Annotated in this window: 16 protein-coding genes; 14 read left to right on the forward strand and 2 right to left on the reverse strand. The window is 55.0% G+C overall.

The genetic code is table 11. From position 1 onward, the window contains the following. Window positions 1–32 precede the first annotated feature (32 nt). Window positions 33–1,472 (reverse strand): hypothetical protein, encoded by a 1,440-nt coding sequence (locus FF011L_RS18325; RefSeq protein WP_145353096.1) that lies wholly within the window; start codon window positions 1,470–1,472, stop codon window positions 33–35. 350 nt (window positions 1,473–1,822) lie between these two features. On the opposite strand from FF011L_RS18325, the gene FF011L_RS18330 reads away from it, so the two are divergent. From FF011L_RS18330 to FF011L_RS18355, 6 genes are read left to right on the forward strand one after another with little or no spacing between them, the layout of a single operon-like run. Beyond that, a complete protein-coding gene (locus tag FF011L_RS18330; RefSeq protein ID WP_218932725.1) occupies window positions 1,823–3,163 on the forward strand; it encodes a lipopolysaccharide biosynthesis protein in 1,341 nt (446 codons plus the stop codon). Beyond that, window positions 3,156–4,466: an O-antigen ligase family protein gene (locus tag FF011L_RS18335; protein WP_145353100.1), complete on the forward strand. Its 1,311-nt coding sequence runs from the start codon at window positions 3,156–3,158 to the stop codon at window positions 4,464–4,466. Before FF011L_RS18330 ends, FF011L_RS18335 begins: the two co-directional genes overlap by 8 nt. Continuing rightward, entirely contained in the window at window positions 4,466–5,566 is a 1,101-nt protein-coding gene (locus tag FF011L_RS18340; RefSeq protein WP_145353102.1) for a glycosyltransferase family 4 protein, read from the forward strand. The genes FF011L_RS18335 and FF011L_RS18340 overlap by 1 nt, the downstream gene beginning before the upstream one ends. Next, window positions 5,550–6,392: a biotin--[acetyl-CoA-carboxylase] ligase gene (locus FF011L_RS18345; protein ID WP_145353104.1), complete on the forward strand. Its 843-nt coding sequence runs from the start codon at window positions 5,550–5,552 to the stop codon at window positions 6,390–6,392. Before FF011L_RS18340 ends, FF011L_RS18345 begins: the two co-directional genes overlap by 17 nt. A gap of 34 nt (window positions 6,393–6,426) precedes the next feature. Further along, window positions 6,427–7,353 carry a hypothetical protein gene (locus tag FF011L_RS18350; protein WP_145353106.1) on the forward strand — a complete coding sequence of 309 codons (927 nt, stop codon included), beginning with the start codon at window positions 6,427–6,429 and terminating at the stop codon, window positions 7,351–7,353. Continuing rightward, complete coding sequence (locus FF011L_RS18355) at window positions 7,350–7,955, forward strand: MarC family protein (RefSeq protein ID WP_145353107.1); 606 nt, start codon at window positions 7,350–7,352, stop codon at window positions 7,953–7,955. Before FF011L_RS18350 ends, FF011L_RS18355 begins: the two co-directional genes overlap by 4 nt. A gap of 54 nt (window positions 7,956–8,009) precedes the next feature. Here FF011L_RS18355 and FF011L_RS18360 read toward each other — a convergent pair whose 3' ends face one another. Continuing rightward, window positions 8,010–8,285, reverse strand: a complete 276-nt coding sequence (locus tag FF011L_RS18360; protein ID WP_145353109.1) for a hypothetical protein — start codon at window positions 8,283–8,285, stop codon at window positions 8,010–8,012. A gap of 33 nt (window positions 8,286–8,318) precedes the next feature. On the opposite strand from FF011L_RS18360, the gene FF011L_RS18365 reads away from it, so the two are divergent. The 8 genes from FF011L_RS18365 to FF011L_RS18400 all read left to right on the forward strand — a co-directional run bounded on the left by FF011L_RS18365 (window position 8,319) and on the right by FF011L_RS18400 (window position 17,451). Next, complete coding sequence (locus tag FF011L_RS18365) at window positions 8,319–8,660, forward strand: hypothetical protein (protein WP_246109496.1); 342 nt, start codon at window positions 8,319–8,321, stop codon at window positions 8,658–8,660. A 216-nt stretch (window positions 8,661–8,876) separates the two neighbouring features. Further along, a complete protein-coding gene (locus FF011L_RS18370) occupies window positions 8,877–13,208 on the forward strand; it encodes a PVC-type heme-binding CxxCH protein (protein WP_145353111.1) in 4,332 nt (1,443 codons plus the stop codon). 190 nt (window positions 13,209–13,398) lie between these two features. Continuing rightward, a complete protein-coding gene (rpsM, locus tag FF011L_RS18375; RefSeq protein ID WP_145355558.1) occupies window positions 13,399–13,770 on the forward strand; it encodes a 30S ribosomal protein S13 in 372 nt (123 codons plus the stop codon). A gap of 50 nt (window positions 13,771–13,820) precedes the next feature. After that, complete coding sequence (gene rpsK / locus FF011L_RS18380; RefSeq protein WP_145353113.1) at window positions 13,821–14,204, forward strand: 30S ribosomal protein S11; 384 nt, start codon at window positions 13,821–13,823, stop codon at window positions 14,202–14,204. Window positions 14,205–14,277: 73 nt separating this feature from the next. Further along, window positions 14,278–15,273: a DNA-directed RNA polymerase subunit alpha gene (locus tag FF011L_RS18385; protein ID WP_145353115.1), complete on the forward strand. Its 996-nt coding sequence runs from the start codon at window positions 14,278–14,280 to the stop codon at window positions 15,271–15,273. Window positions 15,274–15,336: 63 nt separating this feature from the next. Beyond that, complete coding sequence (locus FF011L_RS18390; RefSeq protein WP_145353117.1) at window positions 15,337–15,960, forward strand: bL17 family ribosomal protein; 624 nt, start codon at window positions 15,337–15,339, stop codon at window positions 15,958–15,960. Window positions 15,961–16,111: 151 nt separating this feature from the next. Beyond that, window positions 16,112–16,813: a DUF3467 domain-containing protein gene (locus tag FF011L_RS18395; protein WP_145353119.1), complete on the forward strand. Its 702-nt coding sequence runs from the start codon at window positions 16,112–16,114 to the stop codon at window positions 16,811–16,813. Beyond that, entirely contained in the window at window positions 16,810–17,451 is a 642-nt protein-coding gene (locus FF011L_RS18400) for a Maf family protein (RefSeq protein ID WP_145353121.1), read from the forward strand. The genes FF011L_RS18395 and FF011L_RS18400 overlap by 4 nt, the downstream gene beginning before the upstream one ends. Window positions 17,452–17,573 lie beyond the last annotated feature (122 nt).

Here is a 17,573-nt window from a genome sequence, read left to right on the forward strand (position 1 = left end):
ACATCTTGCCAGCTCTCTCGCGTCGTTGTGTTTTACTCCGCTTCCTCAGCGGTAAAGACCACTTTGTATTCTCGATCGGTATCGCAGGATCGTGGATTAGGCACCAATATAAAGTCATCGGTGATCACGGGATTCAGATCTTGGCCTGCGGTCACCGTCGCGGTCTTGATGCGATTGGGCAGCCACATGACTATCGGGCGCCAGCCTCGCTGCGAGCCGTTCTCATTGATCGGTTTAAAGGAGTCTTCACCAGCCTGCGGATCGATCGTAAAGGTGTAGACTCCGTTTTCAATCGTTAGATTTTGCTCGTAAGCTTTTGGCATCGCGTGCATCCGAGCCTCCCAGGCCGGATCCCCATAAAAGGCTACGACGTCCCGGTCCCACATCAATCCGGTAGCATCATGTTGCGTCAACCCCAACGATTTGCCTCGCGGCGTTGTTTGAATCGGCTTGCGCAACTGGACTCCTGGGCGACCTTCCACTTGATGCAGGTTACTGAAACCAGTTTCCAGACGATGGATCAGAGCATGATGATTTGCGTGAAATGCTTCGGCCAAAGTGTAACGTCCGGGCTGTTCCACAAAGTAATCCAGCACGCCCCAACCTCCGTACCCATACCAAGTCGTAACGGTGTACCCGATCATCTGATGAACGCCAACGCTATTCATCCAAGCCAACGCCATCGCGTCCTTTCCATCAATGTGCCCCATCAAGCAATTGCCGATCGGCAACAGGACCTTGGGATTCTTGGAATCGATTTCAAACCGCTCGCCGGTGGTTGTCTGGCCAAACATCTGGCCATCTTGAGACCGAAAGTATCCGTTTCGATAGGCGAAACCGATTTGCCAATTTCGTTCGGTCGCGTGCCCCGAAGTCACAAACAGATCGGCATGATAGGAGGTTAACGTTTCGGCCAGAGCACGGGTCGTATCTTGGGGGCCTTGCCGTTGCTCCGCTGGCGTTCCAGGCCGCCGGACAACATGTTTCTGCGGAACCAATTCATCATACAGGTCCGCTTCCATGCACATCTTCCAAGCAACCTCCGTCCCGCCGGCCACCTTTTCAATGATCAGCGGATCGCTCCGCTTAGCGATCAGGTTAGCGTTTTCAGCATCGAATCCTGTCAACACGCCCCACAGCGTATCAGTGTAAGGATCAGCGTCGAACCGCCGTGTCAGTTGATGCACATCGGCCACGAACTGCCGGCCCGCCTCTTGGGGTGTCGCGACGAAACAGGTGTAACGAGGATGCTGGACCTTCAATTCCTCCAACGCTTCGTCAACCTTTTCTTTCCAGACAACCAACTTTGCTGCGGGATGTTTCTCTTGCAGCGTTTGCGTGACAGCTTGCCACCGAGGATCTTGGTGCGTTGATTGCGAAACGACAATCGCGTAAGAATCGGCAGCAAAAACGACTGAGACTTGCGAAAGCAGGACCAGTAAACCGCCCCAGCGGCAAAAAGACGAATACATAGATTTGGCGACCCGGGAGAACAATGAATGAAAGCGGCATTGGCCCGTATTGAATCCAAAGGTACATAGCGACCGGAATACGGGTCCGAACCGCCCCTTCGACCAGAGCACGCAAGAAGCACCCGCAACCGAGAAGAGCGACAGCCCAGGGTGCGAGAATGCCCTCTGTGCGGATTATAACTTCTGAAGCGATCGCATGGTGGGCAGTTACGTTGGTGATGCAATTGCTGGTATGCCATGTCCCAACTAGGTTACTTAGATCCTTAGTCGTTTATTGACTTTCCCGCGGTCTCCCTTTTCTTTTTAAACTCCAACCTCATCCCCAAATGGCACCCAGTTCATCGTTATTGATGAGCGTTGCGCGCGCACTGATCGGCCGCGGGTTGGGGGCTGCTGCGCAGTTGGTGGTGACGTTTGCCCTCGGACACCTATTCGGTGCCGACGGGACGGGGACGTTTATGCTGGCGTTGACCTTTTTCCTGGTCTGTTCGCTGCTGGGCCGTCGAGGCTTAGATTTTGCGTTGCTGCGAATTGCCAGCGAAGCCTGGGGAGCCGGGGAGAACGACCGATTTTGGAGCAACGTGTGGGCGGCGATTAAGGAGTCACTGATCTACTCCGTCGCCATCTCTACCTGCCTCTTGTTGACAACCGGGTGGCTGGCTGAATCTGTCTTCCATGACCAGGCCCTTCGCCAGGTATTGCCATGGATCGCTTTAGCAATTCCGGGGTATGCGGTCCTGGCACTCTGCAGCGAATGCCACAAGGCCATCGATCGCCCCGGAAGCGGCAATTTTTATCACACGGCCGCCGTCCCAATCATGTTCGTCGTGGTGTTGGGGATTCAGTACGCCTTTGAGCTGGAATCATTGCAGGGCGCTGCGATCGCTTATATGGTCGCCACGTACCTGGCCGCGGCCGTCGTTGCCGTATCCCTCTGGAAACATGCCGCTCCACCAAACGGAACACAACGCTTTCAGTCCCAGACCAACGAACTGCCTGCGATGCGAAAGGCAAGCATCCCGCTGATGGCGTATAGTTTGTTCTCAATGGCAGGAAGCTGGTTGCCATTGATCTGCTTGGGGATCTTTGCGACTTCCGACCAGGTGGGGCAATTCGGAGCTGCCAACCGGCTGTCGATCGCGATCATGTTCATTCTGTTGGCTTTCAACAGTGTGATTCCCGCTCGCTTCGCCCGGTTCTATGCAAAGAAAGATCTTGCCGCGATCGATCGGCTGGCTCGCAGCAGTTCGGCAGTGATGACCGCCGTCGCGTTGCCGCTAACGCTTTTCTATATTTTAAAAGGAGCTTGGATCCTTTCTTGGATGGGCCCCGATTTCCAGCCCGCGGTCTATGCGATTGGAATCCTGGCAGTCGGTCAGTTGATCAATGTCGCCACCGGTTCGGTTGGCTACCTGTTAATGATGACCGGACATGAAAGAGAACTGCGACGCGCGGCAACGCTGGGGTTCGCCGTTAATTGCCTCGGCTGCCTGACGATGATTCCCTTTTGGGGAATCGAAGGTGCCGCCATCGCAGGTGCATTGGCGATCATTTTCGAAAACGTATCGGCAACGGTGTTGGCCTATCGCAAACTGGGGATTCTCTCGCTCCCTTGGCCTCGATTCCAGACGTCTCCGCTTGATTTCCCGAGAAGCGATATCCAACCACTGGAGAGAGAGACCAATGTCTGAATCGACCCTATCGGATCGGGCGGAGATTCCTCTTCAACGTCCCCTCGAACACCATGCTCGCGGCGCGCTGGTTCAGCGTTTTGCTGAAATCGTCGTGCTGCTATTAGCGGTATTCGTTCCAATTGTGGTCGTTCCTTTGGGAGACCGATTTGGGACAAGCGATTTGATGCTTCCGGCGATCACCGGCATCCTACTATTCAGTCGTTTCCGAGGACGAGTGGAATGGAGCCACTGGTTGTTGGCGCTCTTCTTGGCAAGTGCGGCGATCTCTTTGTTGCAGATCACAGACGGCCGGCTGCAAATGAAATCGAGTCTAAAGTGGATTCGATTGCTGGGCATCTGTGCTCCCTTTTACCTCGGGGTCCGGATGCATGTTGACGAACGGCTTTTAAAGAAAGTGGGCTGGGGATTATTTTGGGGCGGCCTGGTGGCAATCCTGATCAGTTTGGCGGTCTGGTGGTTACAGATTCCAATCCGCGATTCGCAACAAAAGCTCTGGTATCGGGGGAGCGGGGCGGCGCTTCGGGCGGGTGGCTTAGTGGGCGAAACGACTCACTTCGGACACCTGACCGCAACTTGGATGACGCTGTCGGCAAGCCTGCTTGTTTTTGCAAATCGAGTGCGACAGTGGCGGTGGGTTTTAGCGATCCTGCTGGGGTTTGGATTGTTCGCCATTTTTGCGGCGTCCAGTCGGTCTGCGATTATCAACTTGGTGGGAACCGTGATCGGCGTGTGGCTTAGTTTTCGCTTCCACCCCCGCAGCCTTTCGAATGTGGTGATCGGAGCGTTTGCCGTTCTGATGCTACTGGTTTCAAGTTTCGTCGTGCTGCAGATCGCAAATCGCTCGGGGGCTTTGCCGTCGTCCTCGCGAATCGGTCATCAAATCGACCGTTTCTTGCCATCCGAATCGAACAGCGTGAACCGCTTTTCCAGTGGCCGCCTGGAATCATGGGAACGCTACCTGCGACTGGCGAACAAACATATTCTGCTGGGCTGCGGCTATAAAAACAGCCCGTCCTTGATCCCTGGCCGAGTCCCCGACAACAGTATCCTTTCGGTGTTATTAGAAACGGGTACCGTTGGCCTAAGCCTAATGGTTGCCTTTGTCGGTTCATTGCTTTTGGTGCTGTTCCACTGCGGACGCAAAGGCAATCCGTATGCGGTGCTGCTAACAGGGGTCTGGTGTGGGCAAGCGATGCAAGCGTTACTGGGGGACACGTATACGTTGTGGCTGTCGATGCCGGTGCTGTATCTGGTGACGGGGCTTGTCATTCAGTACCCCCGTGAGGACGAGTACACCTGATGCGAATCTTACAAGTTGTTGCAGATGGGACTCCAGGGGGCGGAACCACCAACGTGCTGGCCCTTAGCGAAGACCTGATTGAGCGAGGCGTGCAGGTCGCGTTCTGCACCCAGCAGAACTCATACGCCAGCGAACACGCGGCGAGCCTCGGTGCCCAGGTGGTTGGCGACATCGATTTTTTCAAAGGGCGTTTAGACCGCCAGGCGGCCGCTAAACTGGGCGATGTGGTGCGAAATGCGAAAGCGGATATCGTCCACCTACATGGTGGTCGAGCCGCCTTCTTTTATGCTCGTAGCGGTACATGCAAACTGGGGCTCTCGGCGTATACGGTTCGCGGTTATCACTTCCTTCGCAAACCTTTCTGGCAACGGCAACTGGCCGCGATGGCGGAACGTCGAAGCAGTCGCTGTATCGACCAGACCGTTTTAGTCTGTCACTACGACCAACGCTTGGCCGCTTCCTACCGCTTATTGCCAGCGGGAAAACAGGGGGTGGTTATCCATAACGGAATTCGAATTTCCGACATCCCGCTCCAAAGTCCAACTGCCGACATGCGGCGGATTGCGGTCCTAGGACGTTTAACCTTACAAAAAGATCCTCACCTTGTGCTGGATATCGCTCGCCGCATGCAACCGAGCGGATTTCATTTTGACCTTATCGGCGGCGGGGATTTAGAAAAAGAGATCCGTTCACGGATAACCGATCAGCAAATCGACAATGTGACCGTCCATGGTTCATTGCCCCGCGAACAAGCTTTGGCAACGATGCAACAGTGTGGTCAATTTTTGTTAGCATCTCGCTGGGAGGGCCTGCCAATCGCTCCGGTCGAAGCAATGCAGATGGGGCTGGGCGTTGTCGTTAGCGATGTCAGCGGAAACGGGGAGGTTGTTGACAACGGAGCCACCGGTTTTGTGGTGAAACAAGACGATATCGAAGGCTACGAAACAGCCTTGCAATTCCTGGCCAATGATCCCGCGCAGCGTGATGCGATGATCGAAGCAGGACGAACAAAAGTTGCATCTCACTTCACGCGGCAGCGTGTTGTCCGTCAATACTACCAAATGTACGAAGACCTACTAAAACATGGACACGGACGCTAACGAACCTTCCTCACGTCTACAGTGTCAAGGAACGGTCGATCCACTTGGAGTGCAGGCGATCCGGCAGATCCTCGCTAATGGAATCTGCCAAACCGCCGCTTACCACGAAGCGACTTCTTCTACCAATACATGGGCACTGAACGAATCCGTCGAAGCCGATTCGTTGCCACGATTAGTCGTCGCGGACAGCCAGACCGCCGGCCGCGGACGACTGGGACGCAACTGGCATTCGGATCAAGGGACGCTGACGTTCTCGCTGCGAGTTTCGGCAACCGCACTGAATCTGTCGTCAGCGGTTAGCCCGATGATCGCCTTAGCCGCGGGGATGGGCGTCGCCGACGCTATCGAGCACCGTCTAGCTCCGCTGCGGGTGCAACTGAAATGGCCCAATGACGTTTATCTGGGAAACCGTAAGATTGCCGGGATCCTGGTCGAAGCGACTGGCCCCAAAGCCGAACGCGTCGTGGTCGGAGTCGGCATCAATATCGATACGCGATTCGAGCAAGCGGCTGAGCCGTTATCCGCGACGGCAACGTCTCTATCCGAAGCCGCAACCACGGGGCTTACGCGATACGAGCTACTCCCTTCGGTCGTGCAGCAAATCGTTGCTAGAATCAACCAACTGAATCAGCAGACTAGCGAATTTTTGGATGAATACCGCACACGCTGCTACCTAACGGGGAAAACGATTCGGATCGAACGCCCCGACCGGATCTTCACCGGCACCGTGCAGGGAGTGGCTACCGATGGCGGCCTAACCGTCGTGACCCCAACAGGGCCAGAAACCATCTATTCTGGTGTCATTGAAATCCTCGCCGCGAAGTAAACGCCCCCTTTAGCAAACCAACAAGGACCTCTTCATGGAAGCGATCATTGACTGGCTTTCTTCGCTGCAATGGGAACGCTTGATCCCCGAATGGATCGGCAAAGCACTCGGTTTCCTTTCTGGTTTTGTCGCCAGTTGGTTCCTGCTTTTCCGGCGGCGTCTAAATGCGATTCAGAAAGCCCAATCCGGGGATTCGGACGACATCATCTTCCAAATGCATGTTCTCCACCCGAACCCTTCAGAGGATACGGGGCAGCGTGACGAGGAACAGCCGAATGCCAGCGATTCAGAGTTGCAGCCAGAAAATCCTGGCCCCACGAAAGCGACTGCGAAAAGGCATGCCAGTCACACGCTATTATTTCGCAACATCGCCCCTAAGACGACCTTGAACCAGTTGTATGACAACATCGCAGTCCGCGAGGAACTACAGAAGTTTGCGGATCAAACATCGCTTAATGATCCTGTACTGGACACCACCGGGACGCTCGGTTTTGAAATACTGAACGATGCGTTGGGGCACATCGCAGGCTTGATGGCGATCACCTCGGAACCGCGTGAACCATGGCTATTCGCGATGACCTGCGAAGACCGGCAAGTCGTTCGCAAACGGTGCATCCGTTGCTTCTTAATCCGTCCCGAGGATCTCGAGAAATTTGCAAACTGGACCTGGTGCCAAGAAGAGGTCGCGGTCGAAAAACCTTGGCATTGGTTCCGCGTAATCGCGTTGCACCGGATGGCCATTTTGTGGCGAAGCGAACAGCAAGCGACCCTCCGGTCTGGGCAGTCCGACGAACGAGCCATGCCGATGGTCGATTCTCAAACCAAACATGACCGCGTCCGTACGATCTCGGTCGGAATGAACACTCAGGAGCAACCGATCGGTTCGCCTCATCAAATCGACTGGACGGCTCATTTACCTGACCTCCAAAAACTTGGCATCGAACTGGTTTCGCAAGAATGAACTGGGAAGACGTAGCCTCCGCCACTTTGACGCTTGTTTTGATCATGGATCCGCTGGGAAACGTGCCGGTCTTTCATGCCGTGTTGTCTCAGGTCCCCGCAGAGCGACGCATCAAAGTCCTGACTCGCGAGCTGGGGATTGCGTTCATTATCCTGCTCGGTTTTTTGCTGACAGGAAATTTCCTTCTTGCTTTCCTAGGGCTAACGCAGCCCTCGCTTAACATCGCAGGGGGAGTTTTACTGTTCATTATCTCGCTGCGGATGATCTTTCCTGGGCGGCACGAAGCGAGCGAGGAAACTGAATCCGACGAGCCTTTCATTGTGCCGCTGGCGGTACCGTTGATAGCCGGACCGTCAACGATCGCCGTGCTCCTTCTGTTAAGTTCCAATCAGCCCGAGAAATTGCTGGAATGGGGCATCGCCCTCTGTATCGCGTGGCTTGGCACGACCATTCTGCTGGTCGCATCGCCAAGGATCATGCAACGAATCGGCAACCGAGGGGCTCGAGCGATGGAGCGTCTGATGGGAATGATTTTGGTCATCCTAGCGACTCAAATGCTGTTAGACGGAATCCGTGATTTCATTACCAGCCTGTCGATCTAGCATCCGGTCGAAGCCCTCAAGCGGTTTTCAGCTTGTGAAGTTTGGGCGGCCGAATTACTGCGAATTTTTGGGCAAGAAAATGGGGGCAAGAAAATGAGAGCCGGTACCAGTCTGAACCAATTCGGATATCCGAGCCCAGCTTTCCATACGATCCTTGTCATTTTCTTGCCCCCATCTTCTTGCCCCATTTTCATTCACCCAGCAAACGATGAAGTTCGCACGACCGATCGCGATAAGAAATATTGCATGCGTTGTGTAGATTTCGTAGGGTTCCGCTAAGAACGTTTCGATTTCGTCTTTCGGAACACATGTCACAGACGCAAAAGCCATTCGCTTTTGAAGCTTTCCCTCGGAGAAACGACGATGCGGAATCGCATTTTCATTGCTGGAATCCTGTTCGCCACCTGTTTGTTGCCTACGGTTTGGGCTAATTCAGAAATTAGCCAAGAGAAAAAAGAAGAAGTCCGGTACCGCTGCGTTGAATGGCAAACCAAGCACATCCACGAAGCCGACCAAGCAAAAAAAATCAGCAAAACCTTGACCGACCTTAAATGCGAAGTCAAGCAAGAGCAGCACAATGGCCATGTCGACCTGAAATATCGTTGCCCTGAATGGCGGCGGATGCTGTTGGATAGCCACGACGATGCCCACAAGTGGGAAAAATGGTTGAAAACTTACGGTTTTCAAACCGAGCATCACCACTAAGACCGTCGGACTCTGACGTTCAGAGACCGAAAAGGGGTGGGCGAGATTCCTGCCTCGGCATTTTCGTTGAATGCACGACAACCACGGTGAGTCGTGCGGAGAAGTGTCAAAAATCAAGATTCCAAGAAAGCTTGGCAAACCCTCGACTGTGCAAATTCGGTTAAAATCGAAGGATCTTGTTTTCACAATGCCTTCCTGACCACCGAATGCCCACCGATGCCTCACCCAGGTTCTTTAGTTAACACGCTGGCGCTGACTCTTGCGTTGAGCTTTCCCGCCGCGTCTGTGCTTGCTCAGCCGGCTTCGTTCTCCTTCCAGAATAACGATCGCGTCGTCTTTCTTGGCGATGGCTTGATCGAACAAGCTCAATATTCGGGCTGGATTGAAACCGCTCTGACGGCTTCGGCAAGTGACAAAACGCTGACATTCCGAAACCTGGGCTGGAATGGAGACACCCCCGCGGGCGATTCCCGCTTTGGACTTAGCTTGGTCCAAGCCGGTCACGCCCCCGCTGACGAAGGCTGGAAACAACTACAAGCTCAGCTAGAACTGACCCAACCAAACGTCCTGATCATCGGCTACGGGATGGCCAGTTCCCTCGAAGGAGGGCCCGATGGCATCGCCAAATTCATCAGCGACTACAAACGACTGTTGGAAACGGCCCGGAAAATCTCGCCGGACGTTCGCTTTGTTTTGCTTTCTCCTTTGAACCGAACCGACAAGGTTCCGCACGCCCAGACCCTTGTGGCGTACTCCGAAGCGATCCAAAAACTTGCCGCCCAGCAAGATGCAACCTTTATTGACCTATCCGGCGCGGCGAACGATTCCAAACTTCGCCAAGATCCGATTCATCTGAATTCGGACGGGTACCGGCAGATCGCCAACGTCATCGACAAATCCCTGACCGGTGGCGAAGCAAACTGGCAGGAGAGCCCGAACACCGACGCGCTGCGTCAAACGATTCTGCGAAAGAATACCTGGTGGTTCCACCGTTCACGCCCGGCCAACATGGCTTACGTGTTTGGATTCCGAAAACGCGAACAGGGGCAAAACGCTGTCGAAATCCCACGTTTCGATAAACTAATCGAGAAAGAAGAAGAGCTGATTGCTCAGCTGAGTTTGCTGCAAAACGCTGCGATTCAGATGCCTCCGAAACAAACCGAATCGCAATATGCTGAATTCCAGGCTCAACCGACGCCCGAATTCACGATCGCCGACGACTGGGAAGTCACTTTGTGGGCCGAGAACCCGCAATTGAACAAACCGATTCACATGAACTTTGACCCCCAAGGTCGGCTGTGGGTCGCCAGTAGCGAAGCCTATCCGATGATCGAAGTCGGCCAATCGGCTCCGGACAAAATTTTGGTACTGGAAGATACCAACGGCGACGGCAAAGCGGACAAATCGACCACGTTTGCCGACGGGCTGCTGATCCCGACCGGAATCGCCCCTGGCGACGGTGGCGTTTATGTTGCTCAGTCAACCGATTTGTTGTTTTTAGAGGATACCGATAACGACGGCAAAGCCGACCGCAGGACGCGAACCCTCAGCGGTTTTGGCACCGAGGACACCCACCACAACCTGCACACGTTGCAGTGGGGCGTCGACGGCCGGCTGTACATGAATCAGTCGGTTTACACGCGAACGGACACGGAAACGCCGCATGGTGTGGTCCGCTTGAAAGCAGGTGGTGGGTTCATGCTGGACACCGATCGAAAACAGATGAACATCCTGTTCCGCGGTTTATGGAACGCCTGGGGGCACCAATTTGATGCCTACGGGCAATCCTTCCTGACCGACGGTGCTGGTTTTCAAGGAATTGCCTGGGCTTTTCCGGGAGCAGCGTTTAATCCGATCCCACGCGGACGCCGCGTTCTGGACTTGATCAGCCCCGGCAGTTACCCCAAATTTGCTTCGGGCGAAATCGTCTACGGGCCAAGTTTCCCTGCCGATTGGCAAGGGTCGATGGTGACCTGTGACTTCCGAGCCAACCGAGTCACCCGGTTCGACATCGCCTCACAAGATGCCGGTTTTGTGACTTCGCAGGCCCCCGACCTGTTGCGCACCTCGGCCAGCACGTTCCGTCCGATCGACATCAAACAAGGTCCAGACGGGGCTTTGTATATCGCTGACTGGTCCAATCCGATCATCAATCATGGCGAAGTCGATTTCCGCGACCCACGCCGTGACCGTTGGCATGGACGCATTTGGCGTATGCGATGGAAAGGGGCTCCTGAGGCAAAACCTCGCGTCGACCTTGCTCAACTGTCGACCCCCGTGCTCCTCGATAACCTTTTATCCGAAGACCGATATGTTCGCGATCAATCTCGACGGGTCCTCAGCGAGCGAGAAACGTCGGATATTTCCGCTGCACTAACGACCTGGCTGACCACCCAGGAAAGTCCTGAAGCGAAACTGCAGGCTCTGTGGCTCCGCCAGACGCATCGCTCGGTCGATCGCGAATTGCTGGACGAACTACTGGCTGCCGAAGATCCAAGGATCCAAGCCGCTGCGGTTCGCGTCCTCGCCGACTGGTCGCTTCCCTCGGGATCCGACGCTCCTTTGCTGGGTTCGGACGACAATCCGCTTGATCGATTCCGCCCGTTGGTGGCCGCGGCACATCCACGCGTTCGTTTAGAAGCGATTCGTGGTCTGGCAGGTTTCGAAAGTGCCGCTGCATCGTTGTTGGCCCTCAAAGGCCTTGAACATCCGATGGACCGTTTCCTGCAGTTTGCGTTGGCTCAGTTGGTCGACGACAACTCTCAACCGATCATGAACGCGATTGAATCCCAAGAATGGTCGACCGAAGGATCCCAGGCGGCGGCTCGACTGGAATTTGTTCTGACCAACATCGCTCCCGCTCAAGCAGAGAATTTCCTGCAAAGCTATTTGGCAGCCAATCCAATGCCAAGCGATGGTTCGGGCCCCTGGATCGAACTGATCGGTTCAGCAGGCGGACCGGCTCAGCTGGACAAATTGCTGACTCAGACGGCCGAAGGCGGCTTCAACAGTGGGGCAACGGTCCGAGCGTTGACTGCACTAACGTCGGCTCAGCGATTAAAGAAACGACGTCCAAGCAAGAACCTTGGACGCATCGGCAGTTTGCTGAAATCAAAAGACCCTGTCGTTCAAAAGGCTGCGATTTCACTTGCTGGGGCTTGGCGTCTGAAGGGGCAGATCCCTCCGATCGCGGCGTTCGCTGCAGCGGATTCCCAGGAAACCGGACTGCGGCTGGAAGCGATCGCAGCCCTTCAGTCGATCGGTGAAGGGGAGGGCATCGCCAAACTGGCTGAACTGACGGAATCGACCACCGGCGAAGTCCAAACAGCAGCGATCCTCTCGCTTGCGGCGCTGGCTCCACAGCAAGCGGCGCCGCTATTTTTCAGTCAATTAAGTGAAACCGAAGACGAAGCGGCCGCAACCGCGCTTTGGCGGCGAGCCCTCAGCAGTCAGGAAGCGGGCAAAATCCTTGCTCAGGCGATCCCCCAGGACGGCCTTCCCGAACATGCACTGCGAGCCGGCGTCAGAGCGGCGCAGCAAAGCGGACGCCCGGAGGAAGCATTGCTGGCGGTCCTGGAACCTCGCATTGGTCAAGCAATGACCGCCGCGGAATGGTCCCCCAAGCAAATCGCTGCTTTGATCGAAAAAGTCCAGACCAAGGGTGACCCTCACCGAGGTGAAGCGATTTACTGGCGCGAGAAACTGCAGTGCGTCAACTGCCACGCGATCGGTGGCGTCGGCGGCCGAGTCGGCCCCGACATGACCAGCCTGGGTGCCAGTGCACCAGCCGACTACATCGTTGAATCGCTATTTGCTCCGGATGCCAAGATCAAAGAGGGCTTCCATTCGATCGTCGTCGCCACCGAGGATGGCTTGGTGGTTACCGGCGTCAAAGTCGAAAACACCGGCGAAGAACTGGTCCTCAGGGACGCGACCAATAAACTGGTCCGCATCCCGACCGCCGATATCATCGCGAAACAGGCCGGTCGTTCCTTGATGCCTGTCGGCGTTGTCGACCGTCTGTCTGCCGAGGAACAGATCGATTTGATTCGTTTTTTAACGGAGCTAGGCAAACCGGGGCGTTTCGATTCCAGCCGTGGCGGCGTCGCTCGGGTAACCGAGGTCCTTGCCGGCACGCACCGAGTCGAACAGGAGGGGATCCAGCGGATTCTTGACGGAGCCCCTGGATTGAAGTGGCAACCGGTACTGACCCGCGTTGACGGGACCCTCACGGCCGCTCAGTTAAAAGCCGCGACCGTGCACCCGAGCCGAATGTCCCTGATTCACGCGTATATTCGTACGGAAATGAGCGTTAGCGAGCCTGGGATCGCGAAATTTACGATCGCTGGAGCGACGCATGTTACGGCCTGGATCGATGGCGTGGAAATCCCGCAGCTTGCCAATCCAGAAGGTTCAAAAGAAAAAAACATTCAATTCGAAAAAGATCTTTCGGGGGGAACGCACACTCTTTTGCTCCGTTTGGATGCTCGCGAGCTTCCAGAAACCCTGCAAATTCGTTCATCAGACGTCACATTTGCAGTCGAATAGGGCAAGTCAGGCTCTCTGGCAAAAACTTGCAAAAATCATGTTTTTTTTGGAAGTGTCCCCATTGAGCATTTTGGGTACCAAACACTATATTCTTCGATCTTGCTAGTACGACCCCGGCGGTGGTAAGTGCCTCCGTTCTGTCCCTGGTCGCGAAGAAAACCCTTATGGAGGCTTCGATATGCCCCGTTTGATGGGCGTCGACATCCCCAACGACAAACAAATTCAATATTCACTGACTTACTTGTACGGTGTCGGGCTGCATACAGCTCGTGAAGCGTGCGAGAAGTTGGATATTGATCCAACTCGTCCCGCCCGTGATTTGGGTGAAGACGAAGTAAGTCGATTGGCGGCATTACTGGAACGTGATTATACGGTCGAGGGACCACTGCGTCGCCAGTTGACCCAAAACATCTCGCGGCTACGCGAAGTCAAATGCTACCGCGGAATCCGACACCGAGTTGGTTTGCCGGTCCGTGGGCAACGCACGAAAACCAATGCCCGAACTCGGAAAGGCCCTCGCAAGACGGTCGCCGGGAAAAAGGGCGTCAAAGATTTGCGTTAGTCCGCTAATCGCCTCGAACCATTCTGCTTTTGCATCGGAGAGCCAGTTAGGTGGCAAAAACAAACAAAAAGAAACGCGTACGTCGCAATGTCCTTGCCGGCGTAGCTCATATTCACGCAACCTTCAACAACACTTCGGTGACCATCACCGATCCCAAAGGGGATACCTTGTGTTGGTCGACGGCTGGGACCTGTGGCTTCAAAGGAAGCCGCAAGAGCACTCCGTTTGCTGGACAGTGTGCCGCACAACAAGCTGCCGAAAAGGCACTCAAGTTTGGCATGAAGGATGTAGAAGTACGAGTCAAAGGTCCTGGGTCGGGACGTGAAAGTGCAATCACTTCGCTTCAAGCCGCTGGTTTGAACGTCAAGTTGATTGAAGAAGTCACACCGATCCCGCATAACGGCTGCCGACCGCGTAAAAAGCGACGCGTCTAGGCTCGTTCTTTCCATGGCGACCATCGTGTGGTGGTCGCCTCCATGATCTACTTTTTTGAGGCATAGAACGACCATGCATATTCGATGGCGTGGAATGGAATTGCCCAGCACTGTCGAAGCCGACGCCGATACGATGTCGAGCACGTACGGCAAATTCATTGCCGAGCCGTTCGAACGCGGTTTTGGTACAAGTGTTGGAAATAGCCTACGACGAGTTCTCCTGTCCAGTTTGCAGGGGAGTGCTGTTACCCAGATCAAAATCCGTGGTGCACAGCACGAATTCACGACTATCCCAGGCGTTTTGGAAGATGTCACCGACATCGTCCTGAATGTGAAAAGCTTGGTCGTTAAGAACAACAGCGAAGCGACCCGCGTCATCACGTTGGAAGCGAACAAAGCCGGCGTTCTGACCGGTGCCGACGTTCAGGTCGACTCGGATGTGGAAATCATTAACAAGAACCACGTCCTAGCCACCCTGACCGAAGACGTTCCTTTCATGATGGAAATGGTCGTCGAGAACGGTCGTGGTTACGTTTCGGCAACGGAACATAGCACCGGCGATCACGAAATTGGCATCATCCCAATCGATGCCGTATACAGTCCAATCACACGAGTTCGCTACGAAGTCGAAGAGACTCGCGTTGGACAAAAAACCAACTACGATAAACTGACCCTGGAAATTTCGACCGACGGATCCATCTCTCCTGAGCTGGCCCTGGTGGAATCTTCCAAAGTCCTTCGCAAGCATCTGAATCCTTTTGTTCAGTATCGCGAGCTTGGACCAAGCATCTTCTCCGCTTCACGCGGTGGTGCTGGATCAGCCGAAGCTCAACTGGATGCCAAACTGAACATGACACTGGGCGACCTTAAACTGTCGGTCCGTGCCAATAACTGCTTGGAATCCGAAGATATTCAGACCGTTCGCGATCTGGTTCAACGCAACGAAGACCAATTGCTGGAAGTCCGCAACTTTGGTGAAACGACTTTGAACGAAGTTCGCGAAAAATTGGCTCAATATGGCCTGCACCTGGGAATGCGAGTTCCCAACAGCAGCGGCGCGATGCCTTAAGAAGACGCGCAGCATTTCTTTCATCGAACTACCGAATCAAGTCACCGTTAAAGAGTTTCCGTCATGCGTCACAGACGACGAGGCCGGGTTTTGGGCCGTAGCCCAAGCCACCGCAAGGCACTGTTCAAGAACATGGCCAGCGCGCTGTTCCTGACCGAACGCGATGCCGAATTGGACGATAACGCTCCCAAGGTTAAAGGCCGGATCATCACGACCGTCCATAAAGCCAAGGAAGTTCGTCCGTTGGTTGAAAAATGTATCACCATCGCGAAAAAATCGCTTACCGCACAATCCGAATCGGAACAGTTTGGCACGACCGCCGAACGCGGTAGTGACGAGTACAAGCAATGGCGGAAAAGCGAAAATTGGAAAAAATGGGCGGATACCCGCGCTCCAATGATCACCGCTCGCCGCCGCTGCCTCCAATTGCTTGGCGACAAGCAAGCGGTCAGCATCCTGTTTGACACCATCGCCGAACGTTATACCGATCGCCCGGGTGGATACACCCGAGTCGTTCGCCTTGCCAAACCCCGTTTGGGTGACGCAGGTCAACGAGCCATCCTTGAATTGGTTGGTGTGAGCGATAACTCAAACAGCGAACGCCCAACTTTTGACGATGACGAAGCGGGTTCGGAAGAAACCGTCGCCGCCGGAGCCAGCGAAGGTTCGGAAGACTCGAAAGAGTAGTCGCGACAAACCTTCTTAGCAGAAAACGAACAGCCCCATTCGGTCTCGTACCGCTTGGGGCTGTTTTCGTTAGAATGACTTAGGTTCTCATCCATCGCAACAATCGACTCTTTTGTGGGCGATCTGCAACCGCCCCCGCTGGCAAGGAAATATGAGCGAAGATTCAAACCCCGAAAATCCTTCACCGGAACCGACCCCCGATGGATCCCACCTGCGGGCCAGGATTCCTGACCACATCGCCGGAGGCACGTTCAGCTCCGGTGCGATCGTGATGACCGGGCCTAGCGAGTTCGTCATCGATTTCCTGCAAACGATCGGTCGCCCCCATCGGGTTGCTTGCCGTGTCGTGCTGCCGCATCCGGTTCTGCCGCAGTTCATCACCGCGCTGAAAACGAATATCGAACTGTACGAAAAACGCTTCGGGCCGGCTCCGAAACCGTTGACGCCCCCCAATGATGGGCGCCGACCAACGCCGCAAGAGATCTACGACGACCTGAAACTCCCTGATGAAGTCCTCAGTGGATCTTATTCAAACGGAGTGATGATCGGACACGGTGCAAATGAGTTCAGCCTCGATTTCCTAACCAGCTTCTTCCCTCAATCGGCAGTCAGCGCCAGAATCTATTTGGCTGCGGGACAGGTTCCTCGCTTCCTCGATTCACTCGAGAACGCTGCAAAACAACTCCAGCAACGACAGCAGCAACAAAACATCGATCCAAGCCCACCATTTTTACCTTCTCAGGATGACGATTCATCCCCTGAGGATCCTACCGATACGGACAATCCACCACAGGACCCACCGCCTGAAGATCCGCCAGCGGGGAGCGGGGGAAGTGGAGGGATCTGGGTGTGAGCGATACCAATTTGTTTGCCGATTTGCCGCGTGGAACGGTCGCTTCGGGACTGAACCTGATCCTTGCCAGCGGTTCCCCACGTCGCGCGGCACTGCTTCGCGCGGCCGGATATGATTTTGACGTCCAGCCTGCGGACGATGAAGTCGAATGCGGAATATGCAGCCGTGAAACGCCGCCCGAAATGGTCGCCCGCTTAGCTTTTCGCAAAGCGGCCGACGTTGCCCAACACCACCCATCGGCTTTGATCCTGGCAGCCGACACCGTTGCCAGCTGCCACGGCAAAATTTTGGGCAAACCAGAAAACCGCAAACACGCCGAGGAAATGTTACGCCTGCTGCGCGGCCGACCTCATGCCGTCTTTACCGGTATCTGCCTTTGGAATACGCAAAGCAGCCAAGGGGTCGTGGAGGTCTGCCACACCGAATTGACCATGGATGCCGTTAGCGATTCCCAGCTGAACGAATATTTGGACACTCGGCTATGGGAGGGCAAAGCGGGCGCGTTTGGATACCAAGATGGCGTCGATTGGTTGCGGGTGACCAAGGGGAGCGAAACCAATGTCGTCGGTCTCCCAATGGAACGGTTAGCAGAGATCCTCGATCAGTTCCAGCAGATTGCTCAGCCGCTAGGGGCGTAGCGACCTGATTGTCGCCTTTCACTCCGCACAAGAACGCCCTCTTCAAGCGACGTCCTGCGGGGGACGTGAAATCAATAGGTGACGTTTTGCCGGTCGGTCCGCGCACTGGCGAGCGTAGCTAC

Origin of the sequence: Roseimaritima multifibrata, from assembly GCF_007741495.1 — a bacterium.
Lineage (GTDB): Bacteria > Planctomycetota > Planctomycetia > Pirellulales > Pirellulaceae > Roseimaritima > Roseimaritima multifibrata.